Below are 24,098 nucleotides of genomic sequence, written 5' to 3'. Positions count from 1 at the left end.
TTGTAGGTTTTAGTTAACCAGTCAGTCCTGACTGGTTAGTGCACTGTAGCCTGTCGCCGCCGCCCTGTCACCCACGAGGCCATCCACGAGAAGGACGAGGACCCGATGCCCGGTACGTCGTCCACGGACCACCCGTCCGAGGAGAGGACGCCCCCGAAGCGCGCCCTCCAGAGCCGCACCGTCGACGTGCAGCGCCGGATCCTCGACGCGGCCGTCGACGTACTCCTCGAGGACGGGTACGGCGGCGCCACCACCCTGCGCATCCAGGAGCAGGCCGGCGTCACGCGCGGTCGACTGCTGCACCACTTCCCGTCCCGCGACGCCCTGCTGACCGCGGCAGCCCACCACCTGGCGAACGCCCGCGTCGGCGAGATGGCCGCCGACCAGACCTGGCCGACCGACGCCGGCGAGCGCATCGATGCCGCGATCGAGGCCATGGCGCTGACGTTCACCCAGGGCTACTTCTGGGCGGCCACCGAGCTGTGGATCGCAGCGCGCCACAACGACGAGCTCCGCGCAGCCCTGCTGCCCGGAGAGCGCGACCTCGCCCGGGTGATCCGACCCGGCCTCGACGCCTTCTTCGGCCCCGAGCTCAGCGCGCACCCGGCGTACGAGGACCTGCGCGAGATCCTCTTCACCAGCCTGCGCGGCATGGCGCTGACGACTGCGTTCGACCCGCGGGAGGAGCCGACCCGCCGTCACATCGCCAGGCTCAAGCAGCTGGCGCGCTCGGTCCTGCTGGACTGAGCAGGGCCACGAGCGTCTCGACGACAGCACTCCGGGCGGGACGGGCGACCGGGCTGGTCGTGGACGTGCTGTTGAGAGCCCCCACGACGAGGTCGCGCAGCACCCGGAGATCCACGTCGTCGCGCACGACTCCCTCGTCCCTTCCCCGGGAGAGGACGTCGAGCCAGACCTTCCCGAACCGGCGCTCGTGCTGGACGTGGTCGGCGCGCAGGTGCGGGGGAAGCGTCTCCACCATCCGGACCACCGCGGAGGCGCGGTCGTCGCTGGCGTGGAGGGCATCGAGGTGTCCGCGCAGTGCGGCGCGCAGTCGATCGACGGGCGTGGCGTCAGCAGGGACGGCGGCGACGGCGCCGGCCAGCGCCTCGCGTGCCGAGTCGACACCGTCCCGTAGCGCAGCCGCCACCAGGTCGTCCTTGGTCGCGAAGTGGAACGCCAGGCTCCCCACCTTGAGGTCGGCCGCGTCGGCGATCCGGCGCAGGCTCGCGCCGCCGTACCCGTGCAGCGCGAACTCGTGCGCCGCCGCGGCCAGGATCCGCTGCCGGGTGCGCGCGGCCTTGCTCTCGGAAGCAGTCCCGGAAGTGGTCACTTCCGGAGTCTAGCGAATCTGACGCTCGTCCGATTACACTGAATCGTACAGTCGTCCGATTCCGAGGAGTTCCCCATGAGCGTCGCCCGCACCCAGGACCGCATGTCCCACGACGTGTGGCTGCCCGAGGAGACGCGCGGCGTCCGCACCCAGGTCCGCGAGGCCGTCGCCCGACACCTGGCCCCGGTGGCCCGCGAGATCGGTGAGCGCGAGGAGTCGCGGGACAGCTTCGCGTGGCCCGCCTTCCGCGGCCTGGCCTCCGAAGGCGTGTTCGCCCTCCCCTTCGAGGCCGAGTACGGCGCCGGCCTGGAGTTCCCGATGCTGGCGACCTGCACCGCCACCGAGGAGATCGCCTACGAGTCCTCCTCCATGGCCGGCGTGTACGACGGCCAGTGCATCCTCGTCCCCCAGACACTCACCTTCGCGACCCCCGAGGTCCGGGCCCAGCTGGTCCCTGACCTCGTGTCCGGCGAGACCGCATTCTCCTTCGCCACCACCGAACCGGCGACCAGCTCGGACCTGACGGCCGAACGTCTCGGAACGGTGGCCATCCAGGCGGATGGCGGGTGGATCGTGAACGGCCGCAAGCGCTGGATCACCAACAGCGTGGTCGCCGGCTGGGCCTCGATCCTGGTCCGCGACGGTCACGACGGAAACCGCGCCACCATGCTGCTCGTCGACCTCAACGCGCCGGGCGTCCGGATCGGAGAGCCCGACCTCAAGATGGGCCACCGCGGCCAGATCACCGCCGACATCGTGCTCGAGGACGTCTTCGTCCCCCACACCCACGTGCTCGGGGAACCCGGCCGAGGCATGGGAGTGGCGCTCTCGGCGCTCGTCCGTGGTCGCATCGGCATCGGCGCCGCCGGCGTCGGCGTCGCCCAGGCGGCGATGGACCTGGCCGTGCACCGACTGCAGACCCGCGAGGTCTTCGGTGCGCCGTTGGGCGCCATGCAGCACTGGCAGTTCACCCTCGCCCAGCGCGCCACCGAGATCGAGTGCGCCCGCAGCCTCTACCAGAAGGCGGCGTACCTCCTCGACACCGGCGACGCCACCGCCGAGCCCGAGGCCGCGATGGCCAAGGCCTTCGGCACCCGACTGGCGGTCGACATGGTGCGTGACGCCATCCAGGTCCACGGCGCCCTCGGCTTCGCCCGCAAGGTCTCCGAGTCCGGCGAATCGGTCCGCCTCGAGGAGATGTACCGCGACTCCAAGATCCTCGAGATCTTCGAAGGCGCCAACGAGCTGCAGCAATGGATCGTCGCGCGACGCCTGATCGGTCGCGACATCACCGGCTGAGCCGTCTGGTCACGCGCCGCCGAGGTGCGTGACCAGCTCGACCTGGAGCTCGCCGACCAGGAACCCGAGCAACGCGCCGACACTGATCATCAGCCACTCGTCGTCCTTGAAGATCGGCCGCATGATGCCCTCGAACTGCTCGGTCGACAGCTGCGCCATCTTCTCCGCCAGCACGTTCTCGACGTCGAGCACCCGAGCGGCATAGTCCTCGACCTCGGGCATCTCGGGCAGCAGCGTCAGCACGCGTCGTACGACGGTGGCCTTCATCTGGTCGTAGCGCTCGGTGCCGATCCCGACGGCCACCAGCGACCTGGCCGGACCGAGGGACCTGGCGACGACGTCGTCGACCTCCCGCTGGACCATCACGAACAACCGATCAGCGCCGGGACCGGTCAACACCGACTCCAGCAGGGCGGCTGGCTGGAACAGGTCGGCGGCCATGATGCGTGCGTAGTCGCGGGTGATCTGGTCACGGCTGGCGTGCAGCACACCGTGCATCCGCTTGCCGAGGATCCGTCGCGGTTCACTCGGCCGGAACAGCAGGGTGAGCGCGATCCAGTCACTGAGGAAGCCGGTGACCAGGCCGAAGACCGGCATGATCCAGACGTTGTGCCAGTAGGCCCAGGCCACGGTCTGGACCAGGCCGATGGCGAAGCCGAAGACCAGTCCCGTCCGCCGCAGGAACAGCATCGAGCTGCCGGCGGTCTGGCGCATCATGTCGTTGAGGCGGTGCTTGTGCTGCACCAGCGTGGTGACGGTGAGGTAATGCAGGTCGATGAACTGGTCGACGTCGCCGCGGATCTCCGCAATCAGTCGATCCACGATGCCGGGCGCCTGTTGCTGGACCCGGGCGCGCACCAGACGACGGACGGGGTCGGGCAGGGCATCCCAGCCGCCGGGCGTGATCTGGTCGACGACCTCCCGTGCCACCTCGTCCACTGCACGCGCCAGTGGCACACGGAGCTCGTTCACCGCATCGGCGCCGTCGAACCGCGCCAGCAGGTCCTCGGCCCGCAACAGGTTCTCGGTGAGCAGGCGGATGGTGACGGCAGCGACCTTTCCGGCCCGTCGCGGCACCAGTCCCTGCCATCCGAACGGCCCGATGCCGACGAACTTCATCGGCCGGTAGAGCATCTCGATCGCAACGATCTTGGTGACGTACCCGATCAGCGCCGCGATCAACGGCATCGACGCGTAGATGTACCAGTACTCGGCGACGTCCGCGCGGATCTCGGGCCAGGTCTGCACCGCGGCAACCAGGTGCGCCCTCACACGGACTGCCCCACGGCCCGCGGCCCGACCTGCCGGGCAGCCCACAGCTCCCGGCCGAGGTCGGACAGCTCGATCCCACCCCTTCGGATGCGGGGCCCCAGCGGACCGCGAGCGGCTGCGCGGATCGCATCCAGGACGTCGGGCTCGGCGAGGAGCACTTCGTACTCCTGACCGCGGTCCTCGCGCTCGGGCGTCGCCACCACCAGTCCGGTGTCGAGCAGTCGGGTCACATAGGTCGGCGTACGTCGGACCAGGGCGATGCCCGCCTGGCGCCCGATCAGCGAGGCGTTCCGCAGGCCCAGGTGTTCCTCGCCGTCACGGCGAGCTTCGACATGGACCAGCGGACTCCAGTCGCGAGCAGCCAGGGCCGCAATGATCCGGGCCTCGTCGGGGACCAGGCCTCGCACCAACGCGTCCAGCAGGGAGTCCTCCGCCTCCGCGCTCGACTGGCTCAGCGCCCGTTCGAGCAGTACGCCGAGCCGGCGGGCCGACGCACGAACCGGCGCGACGCTCCCCAGCTCCGCCGCGACGGGGCGCGGCGAGGCGCCCAGGAGCCGGCGGCTCCCTTCACCGGCCAGGTTCGCGGTCGCGCGGAGCAGGGCTGTGGAGGCATCGACCAGCGGTCGCAGGTCATCGGCGGCGGCCATCGTTCACCTCGCGACGGCCTTCTCCAGCGCCTCGAGTGCACCGTCGAGGTGGATGAGCATCCGCTGCAGGTGCGGCAGCGCCTTGCGGTCTCCCACGATGCCGAAGGTCATCTGGTTGTCGTAACGCGTGAGGGTGATGTTCATGGCCTGGGCCTCGGAGATCATGGACACCGGGTAGATGTCGGTCATCTGCGCGCCGTTGTAGTAGAGCGGCTGGTTGGGTGCGGGCACGTTCGAGATGATCAGGTTGAACGGATGCCGGGGCAACGCCGTGATGCCGGTCAGCGAGGAGACGATCGCGCCGCCCATGATCAGCTTGCTGACGGCGAGGATCTCGGCCGCGGACATCTTTGCGAAGCGTTCCTTCGCCGCGCGGGTCTGTCCCCGGATCGAGTCGACGCGCGCCACCGGGTCGTCATGGTTGGTCCCGAGGTCGCAGAGCATCGCACCGAAGGCGTTGCCCTCCCCTTCCGGGATGCCGTCACCCTCACGGCGGACGGACACCGGCACCATCGCGATCAGCGATCGGTCCGGCAGGCTTCCGAGCTCGTCGAGGTAGGCCCGGAGGGCGCCGCCGGCCATGGCCAGCCCGACGTCGTTGACCGTCCCGCCGACCACGTTGGCGACGGTCTTGAGCCGTTCGAGCGGCCACTGGTCACCGGCGAAGCGTCGGGCGCCGCCGACCTTGACGTTCAAGGGCGACGGCGGCGCCTCGAAAGGCACCGTCGCGCTGTCGTCACGCCCCATCTCGATCAGCGACTTCACGGCGGTGGCGCCGCGCAGCACGGGCGCCAGGCTCAGGCCACTGGCCGCGACGGAGGCCCGACGCGGTCGCTTCGGGCCCGCAGCCCAGGGCGGCAGGCAGCTCCGGTCGTCAGGGTCCGGGGTCAGGCTGCCGAGGACGTGCTTGGCCAGCGACATCCCGTCAGCAATGGCGTGATGGGTCTTGAAGGCGGTGGCGAAGCGACCGCCTTCGAGGCCTTCGAAGACGTGGAACTCCCACAAGGGACGGCGCCGGTCCAGCTGGACCCCGTGCTGCACGGACACCGCTTCAAGGAGTTCGCGGACCCGGCCGTGGCCGGGGAGCGCCGAGTGCCGCACGTGGTGGTCGAGCTCCACCGGCTCGTCGTCGATCCAGCGCAGCGTGGAGGGCGAGAGCAGCCTGCGCGCGGGACGCCGCTTGAACACCGTCTTGAGGTCGTCGCTGGCGAGCAACTGCTGGAAGTAGCTGGTGACCCACTCCTGCGGGTCGGCATCGACCGGCGGGCGGTACAGCTGCAGCGTGATGACCTGAGCCGGGCGGCCGGCGGCCTCGCCCAGCAGGAACATCGCATCACCGATGGCGATGTTGTTCATGACGTGACCTCCGCTTGCCCCATGGCGGCGAGGGCTGGCGCCCCGCTCACGGCTGAGCATAACTTGACTTATGGTCAGTGGCAACATGCTTCCCGCCACCCCAGCAGGACGCCGACGACCGGCCTTGACGCGGACAGCCCGCCGGGGTCCAATTCTATGGCACCGTAAATTCGAGGTAGCGGATTCGGCAATCTTTCTCTAATCTGGAATAGAAAACACGATCCACCTCCCCGCACCGAGGAAGCCCGCCATGCCGCAGACCGACCAGACTCCCCGCGAAGCCGACGTCGTCGTCGTCGGCTCCGGCCACAACGGCCTCGTGGCCGCCGCCTACCTGGCCAAGGCCGGACTTGACGTGCTCGTCGTCGAGGCCTCGCCGACCGCCGGCGGCATGACGTCCACGAACCCATTCCCCGAGGCCCCGGAATACATGATGAACGAGGCCTCCATCCAGGCCTCGTTGTTCCGCACCACCACCATCGACCGGGATCTCGAGCTCTCCTCGCGCTACGGGCTGCGCCAGACGGTCATCGACCCCGCGCACTTCCAGCTCGCAGCCGACGGGTCCTCGCTGGGCCTGTGGCGCGACCCCCGCAAGACCGCCGCCGAGCTCGAGTACTTCTCCAAGAAGGACGCCCGGGCACTGCTCGAGCTCTACGAAGTGATCGACGCCGCCGTCGAGCTGGGCCTTCCGATGATGCAGACCAGCCCGACCAAGCCCGAGATCATGAACGTGCTGAAGTCGGCCAAGGGGCTGGTCAAGAACCGCAAGCAGATGGCAGCCCTGGGCCGCTGGATGACCTCCTCCCAGGCAGAGGCCATCGAGGAGTCCTTCGAACACGACATGATCCGGGCTCCCCTGCTCACCTCCCTCCCCTTCATGCCGTTCGACGCCGATCTGTCCGGCTGGTCATTGATCTACCTCGGCGTCCTCAGCAAGTACGGCGTCGCGATGTTCCACGGCGGCACGGGCTCCCTGCCCAAGGCCCTGATCAAGGTCATCCGCGACAACGGCGGCGACGTGATCACGTCGTCGCCGGTCGAGGAGATCCTGGTGACCAACAACCGGGCGGTGGGCGTCCGGATCGCTGGAGGCGTCGAGATCAAGGCCAAGCGCGCCGTCCTCACGGCCTGCAGCCCCAAGACGACCCTCACCAGGCTCCTGCCCCGCGGCGTCCTCGCACCCAAGGTCCAGAACGCCGCCGATCACATCCCCACCAAGAAGCGCGGGATCTCCGACCTCAAGGTCAACGTCGCCCTTTCGGGCAAGATCGACATGAGCAAGCACGAGAAGTGGCGCGGCGACGGCATCGACCTGCGCATCGCCTGCAACTGCTACCACACCTACGAGCAGGCGCTGGCCGCCGCGCGCTCGTGTGTGCGTGGCCAGGTCCCCGACGCCATCCCCGGCCTCGCCCAGGTCACCAACGCCTTCGACCCCTCCATGTCGCCCGAGGGCAAGGACCTCTTCTGGTTCTGGAGCGGACTTGCACCCTCGATCCCCGAGGACGGTTGGGACGTCGCGCGCAAGCAGATCACCGACTCGGTCATCAGGGACGCCGACGAGTACTACAAGGGTGTCGACGAGATGCAGGTCGCCGTACGCCCCCTGGTCATGCCCGACATCGAGGAGCGGTTCTGGGCCATTGACGGCTCGGTCTACCACGTCGACCCGACCCTGAGCCGGTTCGGCCCGAACAAGCCCGTCGCGGGCCTGGCCGGCTACAAGACCCCGGTGGACGGCCTCTTCCTCACCGGGTCGGGCACCCACCCCGTCGCCGGCATCAGCGGCATGCCCGGCCAGAACGCCGCCCGAACGATGCTCAAGCAGTTCGGCCTGGAGGACAAGGGCGGCCGGATCGGCCAGCTCAGGTCCAAGCTCACCCAGGACCGTCGCAGCAGCAAGGGCGACGACTACACCTCCGGCCAGAACGACCCCTTCCCGGGCCGCTGAGGACGTGTCGAGCGCGCTGGCCCGCCCTCGACCACGAACCGGCCCGGAGCTGCCCGACGGCAGCTCCGGGCCGGCTTCGTCTCGGCATCGGAAACTGCGCGTAAATTTATCTAGCCTTAAAATCACACAACTTGTACGATCAACGAACACACTGTTCGAATCCGCCTTCGTCGGCCACGATCATGAAGGACGCACACGATGCTCTTCGGCACCGACAACATCACCGATCCGGTCCCCGTACCGCCGGGCTTCGAGCCCGGGTACTCCCCCATCGACGGCTACGGGAACCTGCTCCCGCACCCATCGCCGATCATCGCCAGCGACTTCGATGCCTGGTTCTTCCTCTTCTGGGCCGGTCTGCTCGTCGTCGGCCTGGCCGTCCCGTGGGCAACGGTCCGGCTCTTCAAGCACAAGGACCCACTGCCCTGGCTGATGCTGCTCGCCGGCTTCGGCACCTCGCTCGGCGAGCCCATGCTCGACCTGGTCGGCCACCTGCGCTGGTCGGAGAACATCCACGGCCCGGCCTTCACCAACTTCGGCATCCCCGTGCCCCTGCTGATCCCACCCTGCTACGCCCTGTTCATGGGCCTGGAGGCCTACTGGATCTGGTCGATCATCCAGAAGGGCATCAACAAGCGCGCCTTCTTCCTGATGTTCGCGGCCGTCGGCATCAGTGACGCGATCATGGAGCACCCGGGCGTGATCATGGGCGTCTACGAGTACTACGGCCAGCAGCCGTTCGAGTTCTACAAGTTCCCGTTCTACTGGTCCTTCATCAACGGCGCCGCCATCTGCTCGATCGCCGTCGTGCTCCACTACGTGTGGCCGCGCGTCCAGGGCAAGGGCCTCAAGATGCTCTGGGTCGTCCCGATCGGCATCGTCGCCACCACGGCTGCAGAGTTCGGCACCGGCTTCCCGGTCTTCCTGGCCATCAACGCCGACATCCCGGTCTGGCTGCAGTGGGTCATCGGATCCGGATCGCTGTTCCTCGCTGTCTTCTGGATCAGCAAGCTGGGTGACCTCGTCTGCACTGAGTCGAGCCTGAACTGGACCTTCTGGGGCCTGTTCAAGTCGCGCTTCATGACGCCCTCGGCGCGCCACCGCTACATCGAGAGCATCGGCTGGAACGCCGACATCGAGCCGCCCTCCTCGGAATGGCCGCCTGTCCGATGGGTCGAACGTGCCGTCTCACCGACGACGACGTCGACGCCGGGCAGCACACCCCCCGAGAAGGTCGGTGTCTGACCAGCACGCCCCGTCCCTCGGCCCGTCGCACCCGCGGCGGGCCGAGGGCCGTTCGTCATTCGGCGTAGAGGGCGCTCCACATGAGGTTCGCGACGGCCTCGAGCTGCCGTTCGCTCTCGTCGCCACTGGCGTCGGCAACCAGGTGGTACAGCCCGCGCTCGAGCATCCAGACCAGCCACTGCCCCGTGCGGTCCGCGTCGAGGTCCGCTCGGACCAGGGCCCGCAGATGGAGCGTGAGTCCGTCGGTCGCCCGCGCGACGAGCGCCGAGTGCAACTCACGGATACCCGGGTCGTACGACGCCGCGTCGGTGATCGAACGCAGGATCTGACGGTGCTCGCGGTAGGTCACGAACAGCGGCCGCAGTGCATCGCGCACGGCATCCGGACTGTCCGGAACTCCCAGCTCGAACCACGGAGCCCCCGCCTCGGCGAGGTCGATCGTCACGTCCTCGGCCATCGCCGCCAACAGGGCTGCCTTGTCGGAGAAGTAGGAGTAGAACGTCGAGCGCGACACACCGACGGCCGTGATCAGTCGCTCGACGCTGAGGTCGGAGTACTGCTCCCCCGCCTCGAGCAGCGGTGCGACCACCCCGATGAAGTGGCGAGCCAGGACCAGCCGCCGCTTCTCCCGGGAGGGCTGCAGCGGATTCGCCGACTCCTTCACGCGCGCCATGCGGGAACCCTACCGACCCGCGGGACCGAATCGAACACCGTGTACGACTTGTCGGCCCGGGCGGTGAGTGCGTCGTGGTGACCTCCACCCAGGAACGTGCAGGGATCGCGCAGGTGGTCGAGCACCGCCCCGGTGGCACGGCCACCCGCATCCTCGACGCAGCGGCCCGGCTCCTCGCCGAGAAGGGGTACGGCGGCCTGCGGATCTCGGACGTCGCGAAGGCCGCGGACGTCCGGCCCGCTGGCATCTACTACTACTTCGCGTCCCGCGAGGTACTGGTCGAGGAAGTGCTCTGGTTCGGCATGGCCCGACTGCGACGCCACGTCGAGGAGACCCTGCTCGCCGCCGGCGACGAGGTCCCCGCGGTCGACCGCCTCCTGCTGGCCGTGGAGATGCATCTGCGCTACGAGCTGGAGATCTCCGACTACACGCAGGCCTCGATCCGCAACGCCGGCCAGGTGACCCCAGAGATCCGCGAGCGGCAGCGCCAGGAGTTCCGCGCCTACCGCCAGCTGTGGCTCGACCTCGTCGACGCCGCTGCCAACGAGGGTGGTCTGGCCCCCGACGCCGACCGACGTCTCGGCGTGATGCTGACGATCGGGGCCCTCAACGGGACGGTGGAGTGGTGGCGCCCGCACCGCGACGACCTCCAGACGGTCATCGACCATGCCTGCCTGCTGGTGCGGCACGGCCTGCTCGGCCCTGCCGGCACCGCTCCGGCATCCGCTGCCCCCGCCGCGCCCCCGACTGCCCCGGTGTCCTCCGAGACTCGCGACCGGATCCTGGCGGCGACGGCCGCCACCCTGCGGGCCCGGGGCTACTCGAAGTGCCACTTGTCGGAGATCGCCGAACGCGCCACCGTGCAGGCGCCAGCGATCTACCACTACTTCACGTCGCGCGACGCCCTGATCACCGAGGTGCTCTCGCTCGGCCAGCGCGCTGTCGGCCACCACATGCGCGACGCGGTCGAGGCGCTCCCGGCAGACGCGGATCCCCGGCACCACGTGGCCGCACTCACCGAGGCCTACCTGCGGGTGGAGCTCGAGCTCAGTGACTTCGCGACCGCTGTGACCCGCAACGCGGGACAGGTACCGGCGCCCATCCGCGCTGCCCTCCGGGTCGAGGGCGACCGCCTGCACGCCCTGTGGCACGCGCCGCTCGAGGACGCCGCCGCGATGGGGCTCCTGCGCCCGGGCCTCGACCCGACCATCACCCGGATGCTCGTCCTGGGAGCGCTGAACTGGGTCCCGGAGTGGTGGCACCCGGACGTCCCTGTCGACCGGCTGGTCCTGGCGGCCCAGGGCCTGCTCGGAAACGGACTGTTCCCGTCACCCCTGACCACCGCACCACCTCGAGGAGACTGACATGGCTCAGCTGGCCCGGCTCGACATCGAGCAGATCACCCCTGCCACGCGACCGGCGAGCAAACCGGTGTTCGTCTGGGCGGGCATCGGCGTCGTCTGGGCGATCGTCGCCGTCGTGACCCTCTACGGCTGGGTCACCGGCGACGACTTCGGACCTCCCGAGGTCCGCGGCCCGGACCAGATGGACGCCGGCAAGCTCATCGGACTACGGATCGTCGAGGCGATCAGCACCGGCGTGCTGGCGATCGCCGTCTACTTCCTGGCCTGGAAGCCGTGGCGGCGCACCCGGCACATCACCTTCGATGCGCTGCTCCTGCTCGGTGGCGTCAGCGCGTTCGTGATGGACTGCTGGCTGAACACGCAGTCCTTCCTGTTCGCCTTCAACTCCCACTCGGTGAACCTCGGCGCCTGGTCCTCCTCGCTGCCCTTCCACGACGACTCCGTGCCCAGCCACTACGCAGAGGCGCTGCTGTGGGGGATGCCGATGTACATCTACTTCTGCTCAGCGCTCGGTTTCGTGAACACGTTGGCTGCTCGTCGACTCCGGGCCAGGTGGCCAGGGCTGTCGACCCAGGGCATCCTGGCAATCCTCTTCGTCGGCGACCTGGCCTTCGACTTCGTCGTCGAGAACGTCATCATCCGCACCACCGAGGCGTACTCCTTCGTCCAGACCAACGGCCCACTGACGATCTGGGACGGGGAGCAGCACCAGTTCCCTCTCTACGAGACCTTCCTCGTCGCCTGCATTGCGATGTGCTTCACCTACGCACGCTGGTCGGCGGACTGGGACGCCGACGGCCTGTCGGTCATCGAGCGCGGCGTGCTGTCCGTACCGGCGTCGTACCGACTGATCGTGCGCATGCTCGCTGCGATCGGGTTCTGCGCCGTGGTCCTGATGATGTGCTACCACCTGCCGTTCAACTGGATCAGCCTGACGGGCGACTCGTTCGCCGACCTGCCCAGCTATCTCGCACCAGCGGGGCTGACCCTCCCGTAGCCGGCGGTCCGGCGTCCCTAGACTTGCGACCATGGCAGGCAAGGGCGGCGGACGGGCCGATCGGACGACGACGGCGAAGTCCGAGGCCACCCGCGCGCGGGTGCTCGACGCCGCGGCCCGGGTGCTCGCCCGGGAGGGCTACTCCGGCACGAAGCTGACGGACGTCGCGCGCGAGGCCGACATCCAGGCCCCGGCGATCTACTACTACTTCGCCAGCCGTGAGGACCTCATCGAGGAGGTCGCCGCAACCGGGGCCACCACGTTGCTGGAGAAGGTGAACGCGGCGATCGCTGAGCTCCCGGCCGACGCCGGTCCGCTGGACCGCATCGACGCCATGACCGAGGCCCATCTCCGGTTCACGATGACGGCTCCCGACTACGCCCGCGCCGTGCTCCGCAACGGAGACCAGTTCCCCGAGGACATCCCGCTGCGCCACGTTGCGGTCATGCAGCGCTATCACAAGGTGTGGACCACCCAGCTGCGCGAGGCCCAGAAGGCCGGGCTGCTGGACGCCGGCGTCGACCTGACCATCGCGCGACACCTGACGATCGGTGCCTTGAACAGCACGATGGACTGGTGGACCCCGGGGCGCTCCTCCATCACGAAGGTCATCGCCCAGACCCGCTTCCTCCTCCGCCAGGGCCTCGGCGGCTGATCACTCCGTCGCTGCGGGGGTCTGCGGTGCTGAGGGCGTCTGGTTCGCGGGCGACGGGGTGGAGCTCGCCGGCGGCGAGGCCGGGTCGTCGGGGAGGTACCCGTCGGCGTACTCGACGTCGGCGCGCTTGAGCTCCTCGGCGAGGAAGTCGCGCCACACCTTCAGGCTGGCCTCGGCCGAGAGGCGCTGGACGATCTCGCCCTTGACGTCCTCGAAGCTCACGGGTCGTGCCTTCACCACTTCGGCGACCTGGCCGACGTTCCAGCCGTAGCTGGTCCTGACCGGGCCGAAGATCTCGCCCACGGCTGCCGAGAAGGCAATCTTCCCGTAGCCGTCCTCCAGCTGGTCGGCGGTGACGAGGCCAAGTCGACCGCCGTCGTCCTTGGTGCTGCCGTCGAGCGACCACGTGGCCGCGAGCGGGCCGAGCTTGCCGGACTTGCGGGCCAGGCGGGCCACGCGGTCCGCATCGGCGCGGGTCTCGACGACGACGTTGACGAGCTGGCGCCCCTCCGGGGTGACCATGTCGCCCTCGTTGTCGTCGTACTTCTTCTGCGCCTCGGCCTCGGTCGCCTCCGGGACGTCCGCTGTCACCTCGTCGACGAGCCGGGACGTGGCGAGCTGTGCGCGGATCTCGTCGAGCACGTCGCGTTCCGAGATCCCGCTGGTCGAGAGGAACTCGACGAACGCGTCGCGACCGCCCGTGAGCTGCTGGTCGATGAGCTTGTCGAGCTCGGTCTGCGCTTCCTTGTCGGAGATCACGATGTCGCGCTTCGCGGCGGCGTCCGCGAGCACCAGGCTCACGACCATCGACTTCGCGGAGTCGCGGTTGAAGTCGTCCGTCCTCGAGGCGTCGTCGGGACGCTTCACGCCGTACAACGCCTCGAGGACCTCGAGCCGGTCGTCGAGCTGGGTCGTGGTGACCACGCGGTCGCCGTACCGGAACGCGGCGCCCTCCGGCAGGTCATCGGCCTGCGCCACTCCGAAGGCGATCCCGCCCCCAGCCAGGGCAATCGCCAGGACACCGGTGACCAGTCGGCCACGAGTCGTGCCGAGCACCTGCTTGAGCCTGTCGATCACGACGACACCTCCACCAGTTCTTTTTCGGGTACGTCGGCCTGTTCCGCGTCCTCGGGGTTCTCGCGCAGGACCACCCGGTCGACGAGCAACGCGGCCACGAAGGAGCACACCACGCCACCGGCGAGCAGCAGGCCGAAGTCGCGGAGCACCGCCAGCTCCGACAGAGCGAGCACCAGGTAGCCGGTGGTGCCGGCGAGAGCGGCTGTTCCGACGGCGCGAAGATCGGCCCCTCGTCGCAACATCACGGAGAACTCACAACCGGTCGCGGTCACGAGGGATCCGAGCGCGATGGTGAGCGGGTTCAGGGAGCCGGTGGTCGCGGCGGCGAGGAGTGCGACCCAGCCGGTCGACACGACCACGGTCAGCACGGCCCTCATCGCGTCGTCGCGGGAGCGGAGTCCGATCCAGATCGCGGCGCCGGCGAGCCCGATGCCGGCGAGGTTGATCCACAGCCGTCCGTCGCCGACGAGCTCCAGGCCACGGGCCGCGGAGACGGGGAGGCCGACGGTGTCGACCTCGACCCCGTCGGGCGGGGTGCCGACCGCCTCGTCGAGGTCGTCGAGCAGGTCGCTGAGTCCGGCGACGTCGTCGAACTCGACGGCGAGGACCACGACTCCTTCGGCGCGGTCGGACCGGAGCACTGCCGAGGAGAGGTAGCGCGGCATGACGGCGACGGCGGCCTTGATCTGGTCTGCGGTCGGCTCGGCGCCGAGGAAGCGGAGCAGGTCAGCGACGCTGAGGACCGGGTGCACGCGGTCGCCGAGCTCGGTGACGATCCGGGTCTGGGCGTGCTGGCTCCAGGCCAGGACCTCCGGAGACGTGACGTCCTCGGCCTTGATCACCAGGCTCACCTCGCCCGCGGATCCGAGCAGGTCCTCGGCGTACTGGGCGTCATCGAGCTCGGGAAGTCCGGCGGCCAGCTCGTCGGGTTGGGCTTCGACCGCCAGTCCGGACAGGGCGATCCAACCAAGTCCCGCGGTGACGACGAGGGCGGCCGTGACGATGCCGCGTCCCAGGCCGGCCCGGGGCCAGGAGAACGCCGGACCGTCAGCGGACGTGCGCTTCGCCGGCGCCGGGTCCGGGACGGGACCGAAGTGCCACCGGACCGCGAGGGCCGTGGCGACGGTGAGCAGGATGCCCACGGCCAGGGCGATGCCCAGCTCGCGAACGAACGGGAGCGGCGACAGGGCCAGTGACCCGAAGCCCAGCATCGCGGCCAGGGCGGTCACCAGGACGGCCCGGTCGGACCTGCCGCGGGAGAGGTAGAGCGGGAAGTCGCTGCCGATGCCGAGCAGGATCGGCAGGAAGGCGACCACTCCGAGGGACAGTGGCTGGCCGGCCCATCCGAAGCAGGAGAGGGTGGCCGCCGTACCGACGAGGGCTGCGGCGGTGGGCCGCAGGCGCGAACGACGTCGGGAGGTCCAGCCCACGAACAGGAAGATGAGGCCGACGGCACCGACAGCGACGGCGCCGAGGACCGGGAGCTCGGCACGGCCGCGGTCGGCGAGGCCGGATGCGACCACCGGTGCGCCGGTGACGGTGGTGCGGCTGAGCTCGAGGTCGACGTCCTTGACGGCCGATCGCACTCCGTCGACCAGTCGAGTGGTGCCTTCGGCGTCGAGCCCGGCTCGCGGACGGACGAGGACGGTCACGCTGGTCGGGGAGGGCACCAGGTAGCGCCACTGCGGACGGGCCTCGAGGTTCTCCTCCTCGAAGAGGACGGTCTGCACGAAGCGCGGGTTCTTCAGCGTGGGCAGCCCGGCCGGCAGGCCCTGCACCATCAGTGCGCCGTACCGCTCGTCGAAGCGGGCGAGCGCGGCCTCGCCGAGCTCCTTGACCTTGTTCTCGGGGATCCCGCGCTCGCGGGCCCTGGCCATGACTTCCTGGCGGTAGCCGTCGCGCCGGCCGGAGATCTGGGCGAGCATGTCCTGGGCCGCACCGGCGGTCTGGTTCAGGACCGTGCCAGGTCCGTAGACCGCGGCGACGTCGGGCAGGTTCGCCAACTGACCCTCGAGTCCTACCAGCCGCACCAGCGCTTCCGGGTCGTTGAACAGCGCACGCGGTTCGCTGGTCTCGAGGACGACGATGACGGGGTCTCCCCCGAAGTCGTCCGCCTTGGCAGCGAGCGCCTTCTCGACGGGATCGCCCGCGGGCAGGAACGAAGCGGTGCTCGTGTCGATCTCGACCCGCAACAGGCCGAGCACGATCACCGCACCCAGGGCGAGGGCCCCCAGCAACGCCGTCCACTGACGACGCTGCCGGGAACCGGTGTCACCGCTTCGATCGATCACGACCCCATCACCTGATCAGCGCTTCTCGACCCGGGGGTAGTCGCCCTTGCCGAACGGCCGGGGCTGGTCGACATTGCCGGGCAGCGGGTACGGGTTGTTCCACATCAGACCGCCCTTTTCGCTGGAGACGATCTTCAGCGGGTTGCCGCGCACCGTTCCGGGGCCCTCGGCCGTTGCCGTGAGCCGGATCGGGATGATGCCGTCCTCGGCGCGGACGTCGAACGACCCGCCGAAGCTGGCGAACAACGCACCCAGGTCGAGGCCGTACGGCGCCAGGTAGCTGAGCATCGGCTGGACATCGGCCAGGGTCCGCTGGGCATCGGGCACCAGGTGCTGCACGGTGGTGCCGAACGGCTTGACCTTGGTGAGCGTCGCCGGTGCCGATGCCAGGACTCCGTCCAGGTCGGGCAGCAGCGCGCGCAGGTCGCGCGAGACCGGGCGCAGGTTGGTCAGCGCCCGGGACAGGTACGGCGAGGCGGCGCGGAGGTCGGCAGCGATCGGGGTCAACGGGACGCTCAGCTCGCTGAGCTTGCCCGCGGCGGTGTCGACGTTCGCGACGACCGACGGCAGCAACCGCACCGTCTCCTCGATCTTGTCCTGGTTGTCGGCGGTCGCCTGGGTGAGCTCCTGGGCATCGCTGACCAGACCCACGATCTGGCCCTGTCCGGTGTCGAGGGCATCGAGCAGGAGGCGCGCCTCGACGCTGAGCTCCTGGAGGTCGTCGCTCTGCTTCGCGAGGGCGTCGAGGACGGTGCTGCCCTCGGTCCCGACGTGCCCGAGACCGGTCATCAGTCCGTCGAGGTCCGCGCCGCGCCCACGGGTGGCCGTGTCGAGGGCCTGGACGGCGCTGCTCAGGTGCACCCGGGTGGGTTCGTCGAGGGTGTCGAGGAGCTCGTCGACGTCGACCGACGGCGTGACCGCGGCACGGTCGAGGACGGTCTCGTCCTCGAGCTCGCCGCCCTCGCCGTCGACCACCTCGACGAACGAGGAGCCGACGAGCGACTTGACGCCGATCCGGACGTTCGCTCCCTCGTGCAGTGGCGCGGCCTGCTCCTCGATGCTGATCGTGACCTTGACGTGATCGCCGTCCTGCTCGGTCGACTCCACACGTCCGACGCGCACGCCGGCGATCCGGACCTCACCGAACTCCTTGAGGTTCTTGACGTCTTGTGACTGGAAGGTGATCTCGTAGCCGCCGCGGTCGGCGACGATCGGGATCTGCCCACCGGCCTTGACCCACAGGAAGCCGAACCCGAGGACACAGGCGAGGGCGAACAGGACGACGGTCCGCAGGCGCGGGTCGTGCACGACCGCTCCGACGCCGTTCCTGACTGCTGCACTGGGACTCACGACAGACCACCTCCGGTGGGATCGGTGACCTTCACGACGACGTTGGCGCGACCGAGGCCGCCGTTGACGTCTCCGAGGCTGAAGGAGGAGGACGTGTTGTAGACGAAGCCGCCGAGGTCGTCGAGCCACGGCACGAGGCGCTCGGTTGCTTGCGGCAGGTTGGCGAAGACCGGGCTGAGGTCGGCCAGCGCCGAGCTCAGGTTGCGGGTCAGCGGCCGCAGGTCGGCGACGACCGGGCGGGCCTCGCGGACGACAGGTCCGGCCTTGGCGACCAGGTCGCGCGCGTTGCTGACCGTGTTCGACAGACCCTTGATGGTGCCCGGCAGGTCCTCTGCCGAATCGTGCAGCTTGCGCAGCACCGGGCTCAGCTCGTCGGTGAGCTTCTTCGCATCCGTCATCGCCTTGCGCAGCGTCGTGGTCACGCCGGGCAGCCGGGCCAGCGAGGTGCTGAGCTCGGCGTCGCGGGCGCTGACGACTGCCAGGGTGTCCTGGAGCGCGTTGACCAGCTCGTCGAGGCGCTTGTCGTCCTCACCCGCTGCCGTGGCGATCTGGGACACGGACGTGACCAGGTGGCGCAGGTTCGCCCGGCGCGTCTGCAAGGCCTCGATGACTCCGGTGAAGTTGTTGGCGGCCTTGTCCATGGCCTTGACGCCGGGTGCAAGGTCCGTCGGCGCGGAGGCGAGCGCGACATCGGCCTGGGTGACCAGGTCCGTCAGGGCAGCCCGCGCCCGGTCATCGAGCTCATCGAGCAGCTCGTAGGGCTGCAGCACCCGCTGGGTCTGCGACACCGGGATGACACCGCCCTCGGCCAGCTTGCCCGCCGACGGGTCACCCGGATCGAGCATCACGTACATCACGTTGAGCGGGGTCTTGGACCGCAGCACCAGCTTCGCGTTCTGGTAGACCTCGTGCCCCTCGTCCAGGGTGAACGTCAGCCGGGCGTTGCCACCATCGGTCGGTGCAGCGTCGGTGACCCGGCCGACGGTGACGCCGGCGATCCGGACCTCCTGGCGACTGGCCAGCTGGATCGCGGGTGCCTCGTCGAACTCGGCAGCGAACCTGTAGTTGTCGTCCCAGGGCTTGATGACCTGGTACTGCCCGAAGATGTAGCTCATCACGACGACTCCGGCCACCAGCAGCGACACCAGCAGTACGACGTCGCGGCCCAGGCCCGGCGTGTTCCTCATCCGCTCGATGGCGGTCTCGAACTTCATCACGGCACGAGCCCCAGGTTCTCGAAGACCGACGAGCGCAGCGCGCCGGTGATGCCTGCCTGGTCCAGCGCCAGGGTGACCAGGCTGTCCAGGTCGAACGGAAGGCCGGACAGCGAGCTGAGCCCGACACCAGCCTGGAAGGCAAGCGTGGATCCCCGCTGGTCCTGGGACATCGACGCCCGGTCGATGTTGGTCGCCATGTAGGCCAGCTCCTCGTAGAACTTGTGGTCGGCGAGGTAACCGCCCCCGCCGCCGTCGTACTTGCCCTCGCCCTTCCACGGGCTGAGCACGAAGTCGGACACCGGACCGTTGACCCGGTCCAGCACCGGTCCGTGCAGGTTCTTCAGGACTCCGGTCGCGCGAGCGGCCGTCGGGACCAGGTCCTGGACCGCTGGACGAGCATCACGCAGCAGGGGCTTGAGGTCAGCCATCAGCGGGACAGCATCCTTCAGCAACGGGTCGAGCTCCTCGATCAGGTCAGCGATCTCGGGAGCGGAGGGGCGCAGCTCGGCCGCGGTGCCCTCGAGCTCGGTGACGGTGTCCGTCAGGCCGTCCAGCCCGACGTGGGTCTGGTGGATGGTGGCGGGCAGGTCGGCCAGCGTCTCGGAGAGCTCCCCCCGCCGCTCGGCGAGGACACCACTCGCGACGTTGAGGTTGCGCGCGATGTCCTTGAGCTGTCCGTCGCGGCGCGTCAGCACGTCGGCCGTGGTGTCGAGGTCCGCCACCAGGGCGGGCAGGTCGGTGCCGGGGCGGCTGCCACGGGCCGCTTTCACCACGTCTGCGCCAGGGTCCAGGACGCCGGGCGCCGTCTTGAGCAGCGCGTTGAGCTCGTCGTCGCTCTGCTCCAGCGTCTCGGCCGCAGAACCGCTCAGGCCCTGCAGCGCCTCACGAGCGGTGGCCGGCAGCGCCTCGGCGATGCGATCGAGCTCGACCGGCGCAGACGTGCGAGCCAGCGGAATGACCCCGTCGAACCTGCCCTCGCCGCCACCCGCGTGCAACTCGATGGCATAGCGACCACCGAGCAGCGTGCGCGGCTCGATCCTGGCGATCGGCTTGGAGCCCACCGTCGCGAGCGCGGCCTCCTCGACCTTCATCGTCACGATGCTGGTCCCCTCGTCGGTCCGTTCGATGTCCGTCACGGTGCCCACCGTCAGGCCGGCGATCTTCACCGATGAATCGTTCGCTCGCAGCTTGTAGCTGTCCGCGAACTCGGCAGAGATGGTCTGGCCCCCGCTGAAGTACGACGAGATCTCGGCCTTGGCGGCGAGCAGCCCCAGGACCAGGACGAGCAGCACGTAGAACTGCACGCCCAACCGGAAGTTGCGTCCCTTCGCGTACTCGGCCTTGGCAGCCGCGCCCGCTCCGAGCTCGGGTGCTGGATGACGCCTGGACATCAGTTGGCTCCTCCGCTGCAGTCGGTGACCGTGGCGTGGTCGTAGGACGTGCCGGGGCACGGGTAGAACTCGGACCGGTAGAGGGGGTCCGGGATGCCGGCGACGCTGAACAGTCCGACGCCGGTCAGCTGCGCGGCGAAGTAGTGCTGGTTCGGGTCCCCGTCGAGGATTCCCGACAGGAGGTCGTTCTGCGAGAAGAACCGGGCGACGTCGTTCGTGTACGGCACGAAGCGGTACAGCAGGTGCTCCAGGCTGTCGACCGACGCCTTGAGGGGAGCCAGCAACGGCCGGGCGTCCTGCAGGGTCTCGGTCAGCGAGGACAGGGCCGGATCAGCGGCCTTGGCCACGCCGGGGACCTTGTCGAGGGTGTCCGGTGACTCACGGAGGAAGGCCCGCAGGTCGGGGGTCGCGCCGCCGAGTGCACGCGCGCCGGGCTCGAGCTCGTCCAGGGCAACCTCGGCGTCGCCGAGCGGTGCGTAGAGGTCGTCCAGCGCCGTCTCCACCGTGGTGAGGGCCGCGGGGAGCCTGGCGATGGTCTCTGCGAGCGGCTTGCCGTTGTCGACGCCGAGCGCCTTCACGGTCCGGTCCGCGTTCTCGACCAGACCCTTGATCTCGTCGGTGCGTCCGTTGAACCGGTTGACGAGACGGTCGGCGCTGACCAGCAGTGCGGCGATGTCCATCCGGTCGCTGCCCGCAGCCTCCATGACGGTCTCGAGGTCCTCGAGCAGGTGGGGGGACGCGGCGAGCACGGCGTTGAGGTCCTCGCTGTGACCGGTCGTGCCCACGGCAAGCTCGCCCACGGCGTGCTGCAGGGAGGCACGGGTCTTCGGGTCGAGTGCCGAGAGGACGTCCTCCAGCGAGGTGGAGCTCCTGGTGGCCTCGAGAGCGATCACCTGCTCACCGAGCTCACCGGCTTCCGGCGTGCCCGGGTCGAAGCCGAGGTACTTCTTGCCCAGGGCGGAGGTGTTGCCGACGAACGCGCTGGCGTCCCGGTAGACGTCGACCTTGCCGTCGAGCCGTAGCGTCACCTCGGCCACGCCGTCGACGTACTCGATCTTGCTGACGGTCCCGACGCGAAGGCCGTCCTGCTTGACGTCCTTGGCGGTCTTGAGGATGCCGACGTTCTCGAACTGTGCCTTCACCTCGGTGTAGCGCTTGCCGGGGAGTGCGCCACCGGTCTGGACGATGCCGCCGACCCAGCCGACGACGACGAGGGCGAGGAGCATGGCCACGCCGACGACGACCTTGCGGGCGACGTCTCGGTGGACGGGGCGGTGGACGGGGCGGCGGACGGGAAGGTTGCTCACTTGTTTCCTCCCAGGAGCTGACCGAGCAGGTTCTGTTCCTGCAGGGCGGTGAGGCCGAGGGCGCTGGTCGGGTCGGTGGCCGAGCTCGCCGAGGCCTTGGGCGGCTGCTTGCCGAGCAGGCCGAGCAGGCTTCCACCGAGGCCGTCCAGAAGCCCGTCTACGGTCTTGCCGAGGTCCGGAAGGCCGGGCAGCACGTTCGGGGCCTTGTTGCCCTTCGCGGCGGGCGCCGAGCCCTTCGGCAACGCGCCGACCGGGACGAGCGACTGCGCCAGCTGACTGAGCGTCGAGGGCGTCACGTAGACGACACCTCGGAAGTAGTGCGACAACCCGTCGCGCCCGTTGGTGCTCAGCGCCCACTTGCGGACGAAGTCCATGACGTCCTGGAGGTGGTTGTCGAGCAGCGCACGGCTGAGCGGCTTGAGGGAGGCTGCTGTCGAAGCCAGGTCCGGACCTGCCTGACGCAGCGTCGCGATCACCGGGGCTGCCGCATCGAGCAGCCGGTCGGCCTCGTCGAGCACCGGCTTGAGCGAGGCGAGTGCCGGGTCGGCGGAGTCGGCGAAGTTGCGCAGCTCCTCGACCACGTCCTCGAGGTCGCCGGTCAGCGGCCGCAGGGCCTTGAGGGTGGGGGTTCCAGCCCGGGCCGTCGCGCCGAACCTGCCGAGCGTGCGCTGGGCGGCGAGCAGGGTGCCGGGCAGCTCCCGCAGGGTTGCCTCGAGCGCCACCTGCTGATTTCCGAGAGCGGCCAACGTGTCCCGAGTGGACTCGACCAGGGAATCGAGGGTCTTCCCGCCGTCGGCAGCCAGCGCAGCCGTGACGGGGTCGGTGGCCTTGACCAGGCTGGCGAGCACCTCGTTCTGCTCGGACAGGATGGCGCCGACCTTGCCGGTGTCCTGCATGGCCGGCGCGAGCACCTTCAACGCCTTGGCCAGCTCGGCACCGTTGTCGTCGAGGCCCTCGCCGAGGGTCGTGACGAGCGAGGCGAGTCCTGCGGCGGTCGGATCCTCGAACGTGTTCAGCACGTCCTGCAAGGTCACGGCCACCGACGTCCGCTCCTCGGGGATCACCGTGGAGTCGGCGAAGGCCGCCTTGTCGGAACCGGCGTCGAGGTCGATGTAGTTCTCGCCGAGCACGTTGACCGGACGCATGGTCAACGTCGCGTCATCATGGAGCGGGAGCACACCGTCGTTCACCTCGATCGTGAGCCGGGCCTTGTCGCCGACCAGCACGATGTCGGAGACCTGACCGATGCGGACACCGGCCGAGCGGACCTCGGCGCCCTTCTCCAGCTGCCCTGCGTCGGCGATGGTGGTCGTGATCTGGTTGGCGTCGTTGTCTCCGCCTGACAGGACGAGACCCGCGGCGACAACGGCCACGGCCGTCACTCCGACGGCACTGCGGCGGAACAGGTTCGGGGCACTCATCGGACACCATCTCCGTTCGCGTCGGTCCACGGCTGCTCGATGAGCGAGCCCGGCTCGGGCTCCTTGGCCTGGAACATGAAGGGGGGCAGGATCCCCGGGTTGCTGTTGAACGAGCTGACCGACGCCGGGATGAGCGCGCGACCGAAGTGGCCGGCACCGTTCTTCGCCGAGAACAGCGACGCCCAGTTCGTCAGGAAGCCCACGATCTCGGGCGTGTACGGCCGCAGGAAGCTGACCGCCGGCTGGAGCTGCGTGAGCGCGGTCTCCAGGTCCGGGACGGTCTGCGTGGCGATCGACAACAGCCCGGGCGTCTGCTCGAGCAGCTCGTCGGCCGCATTCAGGGTGGGGCGCAGCTCGGCGACCACCGGCCGGAGGTCACGGAGCACGGGATCCAGACGCCTGGCCACCGACGGCAGCTTCGCGATGGCCGGCTGGAGGTCCTCCAGCAGCGGGACGGTCTCGTCGACCGCGCCGGGCACCTTCCCGAAGAACTTCTCCGCCGAACGCAGGGTGGCGGGGACCTCGTCGAGCGCGGTCCGCACCTGCCCGGCCTGTCGTACGGCGACCGCGACCAGCGCACGCAGGTCGCGCACCGTGCCGGCGACGTCGGCGTCCCGCGACGACAGCGCCTGCGTGACCTGGTGCAAGTTGGTCACGAGCGCCGAGATCGCATCGCCGTCCTTGCCGACGCCTTCGAGGATCTCGCCGAGACCCTCCACGAACGGGCCTGCCTCAGCAAGGGTGGTGTTGAGGTCGGCGTCGCTGCGGTTGAGCGTGGTGTCCAGCTGGCCGACGAGCTTCTTCACCTTGGCGCGGGTGGGCTCGTCGAGTGCCTTGACGATGTCGTCGAGCTCGACCCGTTCGGTGTCGGCCTTGAGCAGCTTGCCCTCCGGGAGGGCCGGATTGCTCTGCGGACCGGGCAGCACGTCGACGTACCGTCGGCCGACCACGGAGCTCCACCGCACATTGACGGTCGTTCCCGCGTGCAGCGGGGCGCTGTCGGGATCGAGGTCGAGCGCCAGGCGAGCCTGGTTGCCCTCGACCGTGACCTCGGCAACCCGGCCGACGTCCTGTCCGCCGATCCGGACCTTGGTGCCGGTGCTCACGCCGTCAGCGGCGGGGGTGAGGACGTCGAGCCGATAGGTGTCCTCCCCGGAGGCGGACTTGAGCCCGACCACTGCGACGACGGCAATGACGCCGCCGACCAGCCAGGGTCGGAGATTGTTGAACACAGCAGAAGAAGCCACGG

General features: G+C 69.4%; 20 protein-coding genes. 7 read left to right on the top strand and 13 right to left on the bottom strand.

Annotated features, from left to right (window positions below; translation table 11 throughout):
- Window positions 1–105 precede the first annotated feature (105 nt).
- Entirely contained in the window at window positions 106–747 is a 642-nt protein-coding gene (locus ACOACQ_RS12365; RefSeq protein ID WP_378607089.1) for a TetR/AcrR family transcriptional regulator, read from the top strand.
- On the opposite strand, the gene ACOACQ_RS12360 is transcribed toward ACOACQ_RS12365, so the two are convergent.
- On the bottom strand, window positions 713–1,333 hold the full coding sequence (locus ACOACQ_RS12360) for a TetR/AcrR family transcriptional regulator (protein ID WP_420288375.1): 621 nt from the start codon (window positions 1,331–1,333) through the stop codon (window positions 713–715). The genes ACOACQ_RS12365 and ACOACQ_RS12360 overlap by 35 nt on opposite strands.
- Window positions 1,334–1,408: 75 nt before the next feature.
- Here ACOACQ_RS12360 and ACOACQ_RS12355 point away from each other — a divergent pair, with 75 nt between their 5' ends.
- Window positions 1,409–2,632: an acyl-CoA dehydrogenase family protein gene (locus tag ACOACQ_RS12355; protein ID WP_378607083.1), complete on the top strand. Its 1,224-nt coding sequence runs from the start codon at window positions 1,409–1,411 to the stop codon at window positions 2,630–2,632.
- Window positions 2,633–2,641: 9 nt separating this feature from the next.
- On the opposite strand, the gene ACOACQ_RS12350 is transcribed toward ACOACQ_RS12355, so the two are convergent.
- Genes ACOACQ_RS12350 through ACOACQ_RS12340 form a run of 3 tightly spaced genes read right to left on the bottom strand, consistent with a single transcriptional unit; the run spans window position 2,642 to window position 5,907 of the window.
- On the bottom strand, window positions 2,642–3,880 hold the full coding sequence (locus ACOACQ_RS12350) for a DUF445 domain-containing protein (RefSeq protein WP_378607080.1): 1,239 nt from the start codon (window positions 3,878–3,880) through the stop codon (window positions 2,642–2,644).
- A gap of 20 nt (window positions 3,881–3,900) precedes the next feature.
- Entirely contained in the window at window positions 3,901–4,551 is a 651-nt protein-coding gene (locus tag ACOACQ_RS12345) for a hypothetical protein (RefSeq protein WP_420288374.1), read from the bottom strand.
- Between the two features lie 3 nt (window positions 4,552–4,554).
- Window positions 4,555–5,907 carry a WS/DGAT/MGAT family O-acyltransferase gene (locus ACOACQ_RS12340; protein WP_420288373.1) on the bottom strand — a complete coding sequence of 451 codons (1,353 nt, stop codon included), beginning with the start codon at window positions 5,905–5,907 and terminating at the stop codon, window positions 4,555–4,557.
- Window positions 5,908–6,157: 250 nt separating this feature from the next.
- On the opposite strand from ACOACQ_RS12340, the gene ACOACQ_RS12335 reads away from it, so the two are divergent.
- Complete coding sequence (locus tag ACOACQ_RS12335) at window positions 6,158–7,861, top strand: phytoene desaturase family protein (RefSeq protein WP_420288372.1); 1,704 nt, start codon at window positions 6,158–6,160, stop codon at window positions 7,859–7,861.
- A 198-nt stretch (window positions 7,862–8,059) separates the two neighbouring features.
- A complete protein-coding gene (locus ACOACQ_RS12330) occupies window positions 8,060–9,106 on the top strand; it encodes a hypothetical protein (protein WP_378596770.1) in 1,047 nt (348 codons plus the stop codon).
- A 55-nt stretch (window positions 9,107–9,161) separates the two neighbouring features.
- On the opposite strand, the gene ACOACQ_RS12325 is transcribed toward ACOACQ_RS12330, so the two are convergent.
- Entirely contained in the window at window positions 9,162–9,779 is a 618-nt protein-coding gene (locus ACOACQ_RS12325) for a TetR/AcrR family transcriptional regulator (protein ID WP_378596769.1), read from the bottom strand.
- A 74-nt stretch (window positions 9,780–9,853) separates the two neighbouring features.
- Here ACOACQ_RS12325 and ACOACQ_RS12320 point away from each other — a divergent pair, with 74 nt between their 5' ends.
- The 3 genes from ACOACQ_RS12320 to ACOACQ_RS12310 are packed head-to-tail and all read left to right on the top strand — an operon-like array spanning window position 9,854 to window position 12,795.
- Complete coding sequence (locus ACOACQ_RS12320; RefSeq protein ID WP_420288371.1) at window positions 9,854–11,143, top strand: TetR/AcrR family transcriptional regulator; 1,290 nt, start codon at window positions 9,854–9,856, stop codon at window positions 11,141–11,143.
- Window position 11,144: 1 nt separating this feature from the next.
- The gene (locus ACOACQ_RS12315) at window positions 11,145–12,140 is read left to right on the top strand and encodes a spirocyclase AveC family protein (RefSeq protein ID WP_378596767.1); all 996 of its coding nucleotides are present in this window, start codon (window positions 11,145–11,147) and stop codon (window positions 12,138–12,140) included.
- Between the two features lie 31 nt (window positions 12,141–12,171).
- Window positions 12,172–12,795 (top strand): TetR/AcrR family transcriptional regulator, encoded by a 624-nt coding sequence (locus tag ACOACQ_RS12310; protein ID WP_420288370.1) that lies wholly within the window; start codon window positions 12,172–12,174, stop codon window positions 12,793–12,795.
- Here ACOACQ_RS12310 and ACOACQ_RS12305 read toward each other — a convergent pair whose 3' ends face one another.
- Genes ACOACQ_RS12305 through ACOACQ_RS12270 form a run of 8 tightly spaced genes read right to left on the bottom strand, consistent with a single transcriptional unit; the run spans window position 12,796 to window position 24,096 of the window.
- Window positions 12,796–13,872, bottom strand: a complete 1,077-nt coding sequence (locus ACOACQ_RS12305; RefSeq protein WP_420288369.1) for a peptidyl-prolyl cis-trans isomerase — start codon at window positions 13,870–13,872, stop codon at window positions 12,796–12,798.
- Window positions 13,869–16,163, bottom strand: a complete 2,295-nt coding sequence (locus tag ACOACQ_RS12300) for an RND transporter (RefSeq protein WP_420288368.1) — start codon at window positions 16,161–16,163, stop codon at window positions 13,869–13,871. The genes ACOACQ_RS12305 and ACOACQ_RS12300 overlap by 4 nt, the downstream gene beginning before the upstream one ends.
- 15 nt (window positions 16,164–16,178) lie before the next feature.
- Window positions 16,179–17,513 (bottom strand): MlaD family protein, encoded by a 1,335-nt coding sequence (locus ACOACQ_RS12295; RefSeq protein ID WP_378596763.1) that lies wholly within the window; start codon window positions 17,511–17,513, stop codon window positions 16,179–16,181.
- The gene (locus tag ACOACQ_RS12290) at window positions 17,510–18,727 is read right to left on the bottom strand and encodes an MlaD family protein (RefSeq protein ID WP_378596762.1); all 1,218 of its coding nucleotides are present in this window, start codon (window positions 18,725–18,727) and stop codon (window positions 17,510–17,512) included. Before ACOACQ_RS12290 ends, ACOACQ_RS12295 begins: the two co-directional genes overlap by 4 nt.
- Entirely contained in the window at window positions 18,727–20,121 is a 1,395-nt protein-coding gene (locus ACOACQ_RS12285) for an MlaD family protein (RefSeq protein ID WP_378596761.1), read from the bottom strand. Before ACOACQ_RS12285 ends, ACOACQ_RS12290 begins: the two co-directional genes overlap by 1 nt.
- A complete protein-coding gene (locus tag ACOACQ_RS12280) occupies window positions 20,121–21,428 on the bottom strand; it encodes an MlaD family protein (protein WP_420288367.1) in 1,308 nt (435 codons plus the stop codon). The genes ACOACQ_RS12285 and ACOACQ_RS12280 overlap by 1 nt, the downstream gene beginning before the upstream one ends.
- Window positions 21,425–22,849 (bottom strand): MlaD family protein, encoded by a 1,425-nt coding sequence (locus ACOACQ_RS12275; protein WP_420288366.1) that lies wholly within the window; start codon window positions 22,847–22,849, stop codon window positions 21,425–21,427. Before ACOACQ_RS12275 ends, ACOACQ_RS12280 begins: the two co-directional genes overlap by 4 nt.
- A complete protein-coding gene (locus ACOACQ_RS12270) occupies window positions 22,846–24,096 on the bottom strand; it encodes an MlaD family protein (protein ID WP_420288365.1) in 1,251 nt (416 codons plus the stop codon). The genes ACOACQ_RS12275 and ACOACQ_RS12270 overlap by 4 nt, the downstream gene beginning before the upstream one ends.
- Window positions 24,097–24,098: the final 2 nt, after the last annotated feature.

The sequence above is a fragment of the Nocardioides sp. CPCC 206347 genome (genome assembly GCF_048654605.1).
Taxonomy (GTDB): Bacteria; Actinomycetota; Actinomycetes; order Propionibacteriales; family Nocardioidaceae; genus Nocardioides.
Note: the sequence above shows the minus strand (reverse complement) of the source record. Positions and strands in the feature narration are given on the sequence as shown.

Coding starts and splice junctions, on each gene's coding strand:
- ACOACQ_RS12365 (WP_378607089.1), top strand. CDS start 106: ATGCCCGGTACGTCGTCCACGGACCACCCGTCCGAGGAGAGGACGCCC.
- ACOACQ_RS12355 (WP_378607083.1), top strand. CDS start 1,409: ATGAGCGTCGCCCGCACCCAGGACCGCATGTCCCACGACGTGTGGCTG.
- ACOACQ_RS12345 (WP_420288374.1), bottom strand. CDS start 4,551: ATGGCCGCCGCCGATGACCTGCGACCGCTGGTCGATGCCTCCACAGCC.
- ACOACQ_RS12340 (WP_420288373.1), bottom strand. CDS start 5,907: ATGAACAACATCGCCATCGGTGATGCGATGTTCCTGCTGGGCGAGGCC.
- ACOACQ_RS12335 (WP_420288372.1), top strand. CDS start 6,158: ATGCCGCAGACCGACCAGACTCCCCGCGAAGCCGACGTCGTCGTCGTC.
- ACOACQ_RS12330 (WP_378596770.1), top strand. CDS start 8,060: ATGCTCTTCGGCACCGACAACATCACCGATCCGGTCCCCGTACCGCCG.
- ACOACQ_RS12325 (WP_378596769.1), bottom strand. CDS start 9,779: ATGGCGCGCGTGAAGGAGTCGGCGAATCCGCTGCAGCCCTCCCGGGAG.
- ACOACQ_RS12315 (WP_378596767.1), top strand. CDS start 11,145: ATGGCTCAGCTGGCCCGGCTCGACATCGAGCAGATCACCCCTGCCACG.
- ACOACQ_RS12310 (WP_420288370.1), top strand. CDS start 12,172: ATGGCAGGCAAGGGCGGCGGACGGGCCGATCGGACGACGACGGCGAAG.
- ACOACQ_RS12290 (WP_378596762.1), bottom strand. CDS start 18,727: ATGAAGTTCGAGACCGCCATCGAGCGGATGAGGAACACGCCGGGCCTG.
- ACOACQ_RS12285 (WP_378596761.1), bottom strand. CDS start 20,121: ATGTCCAGGCGTCATCCAGCACCCGAGCTCGGAGCGGGCGCGGCTGCC.
- ACOACQ_RS12275 (WP_420288366.1), bottom strand. CDS start 22,849: ATGAGTGCCCCGAACCTGTTCCGCCGCAGTGCCGTCGGAGTGACGGCC.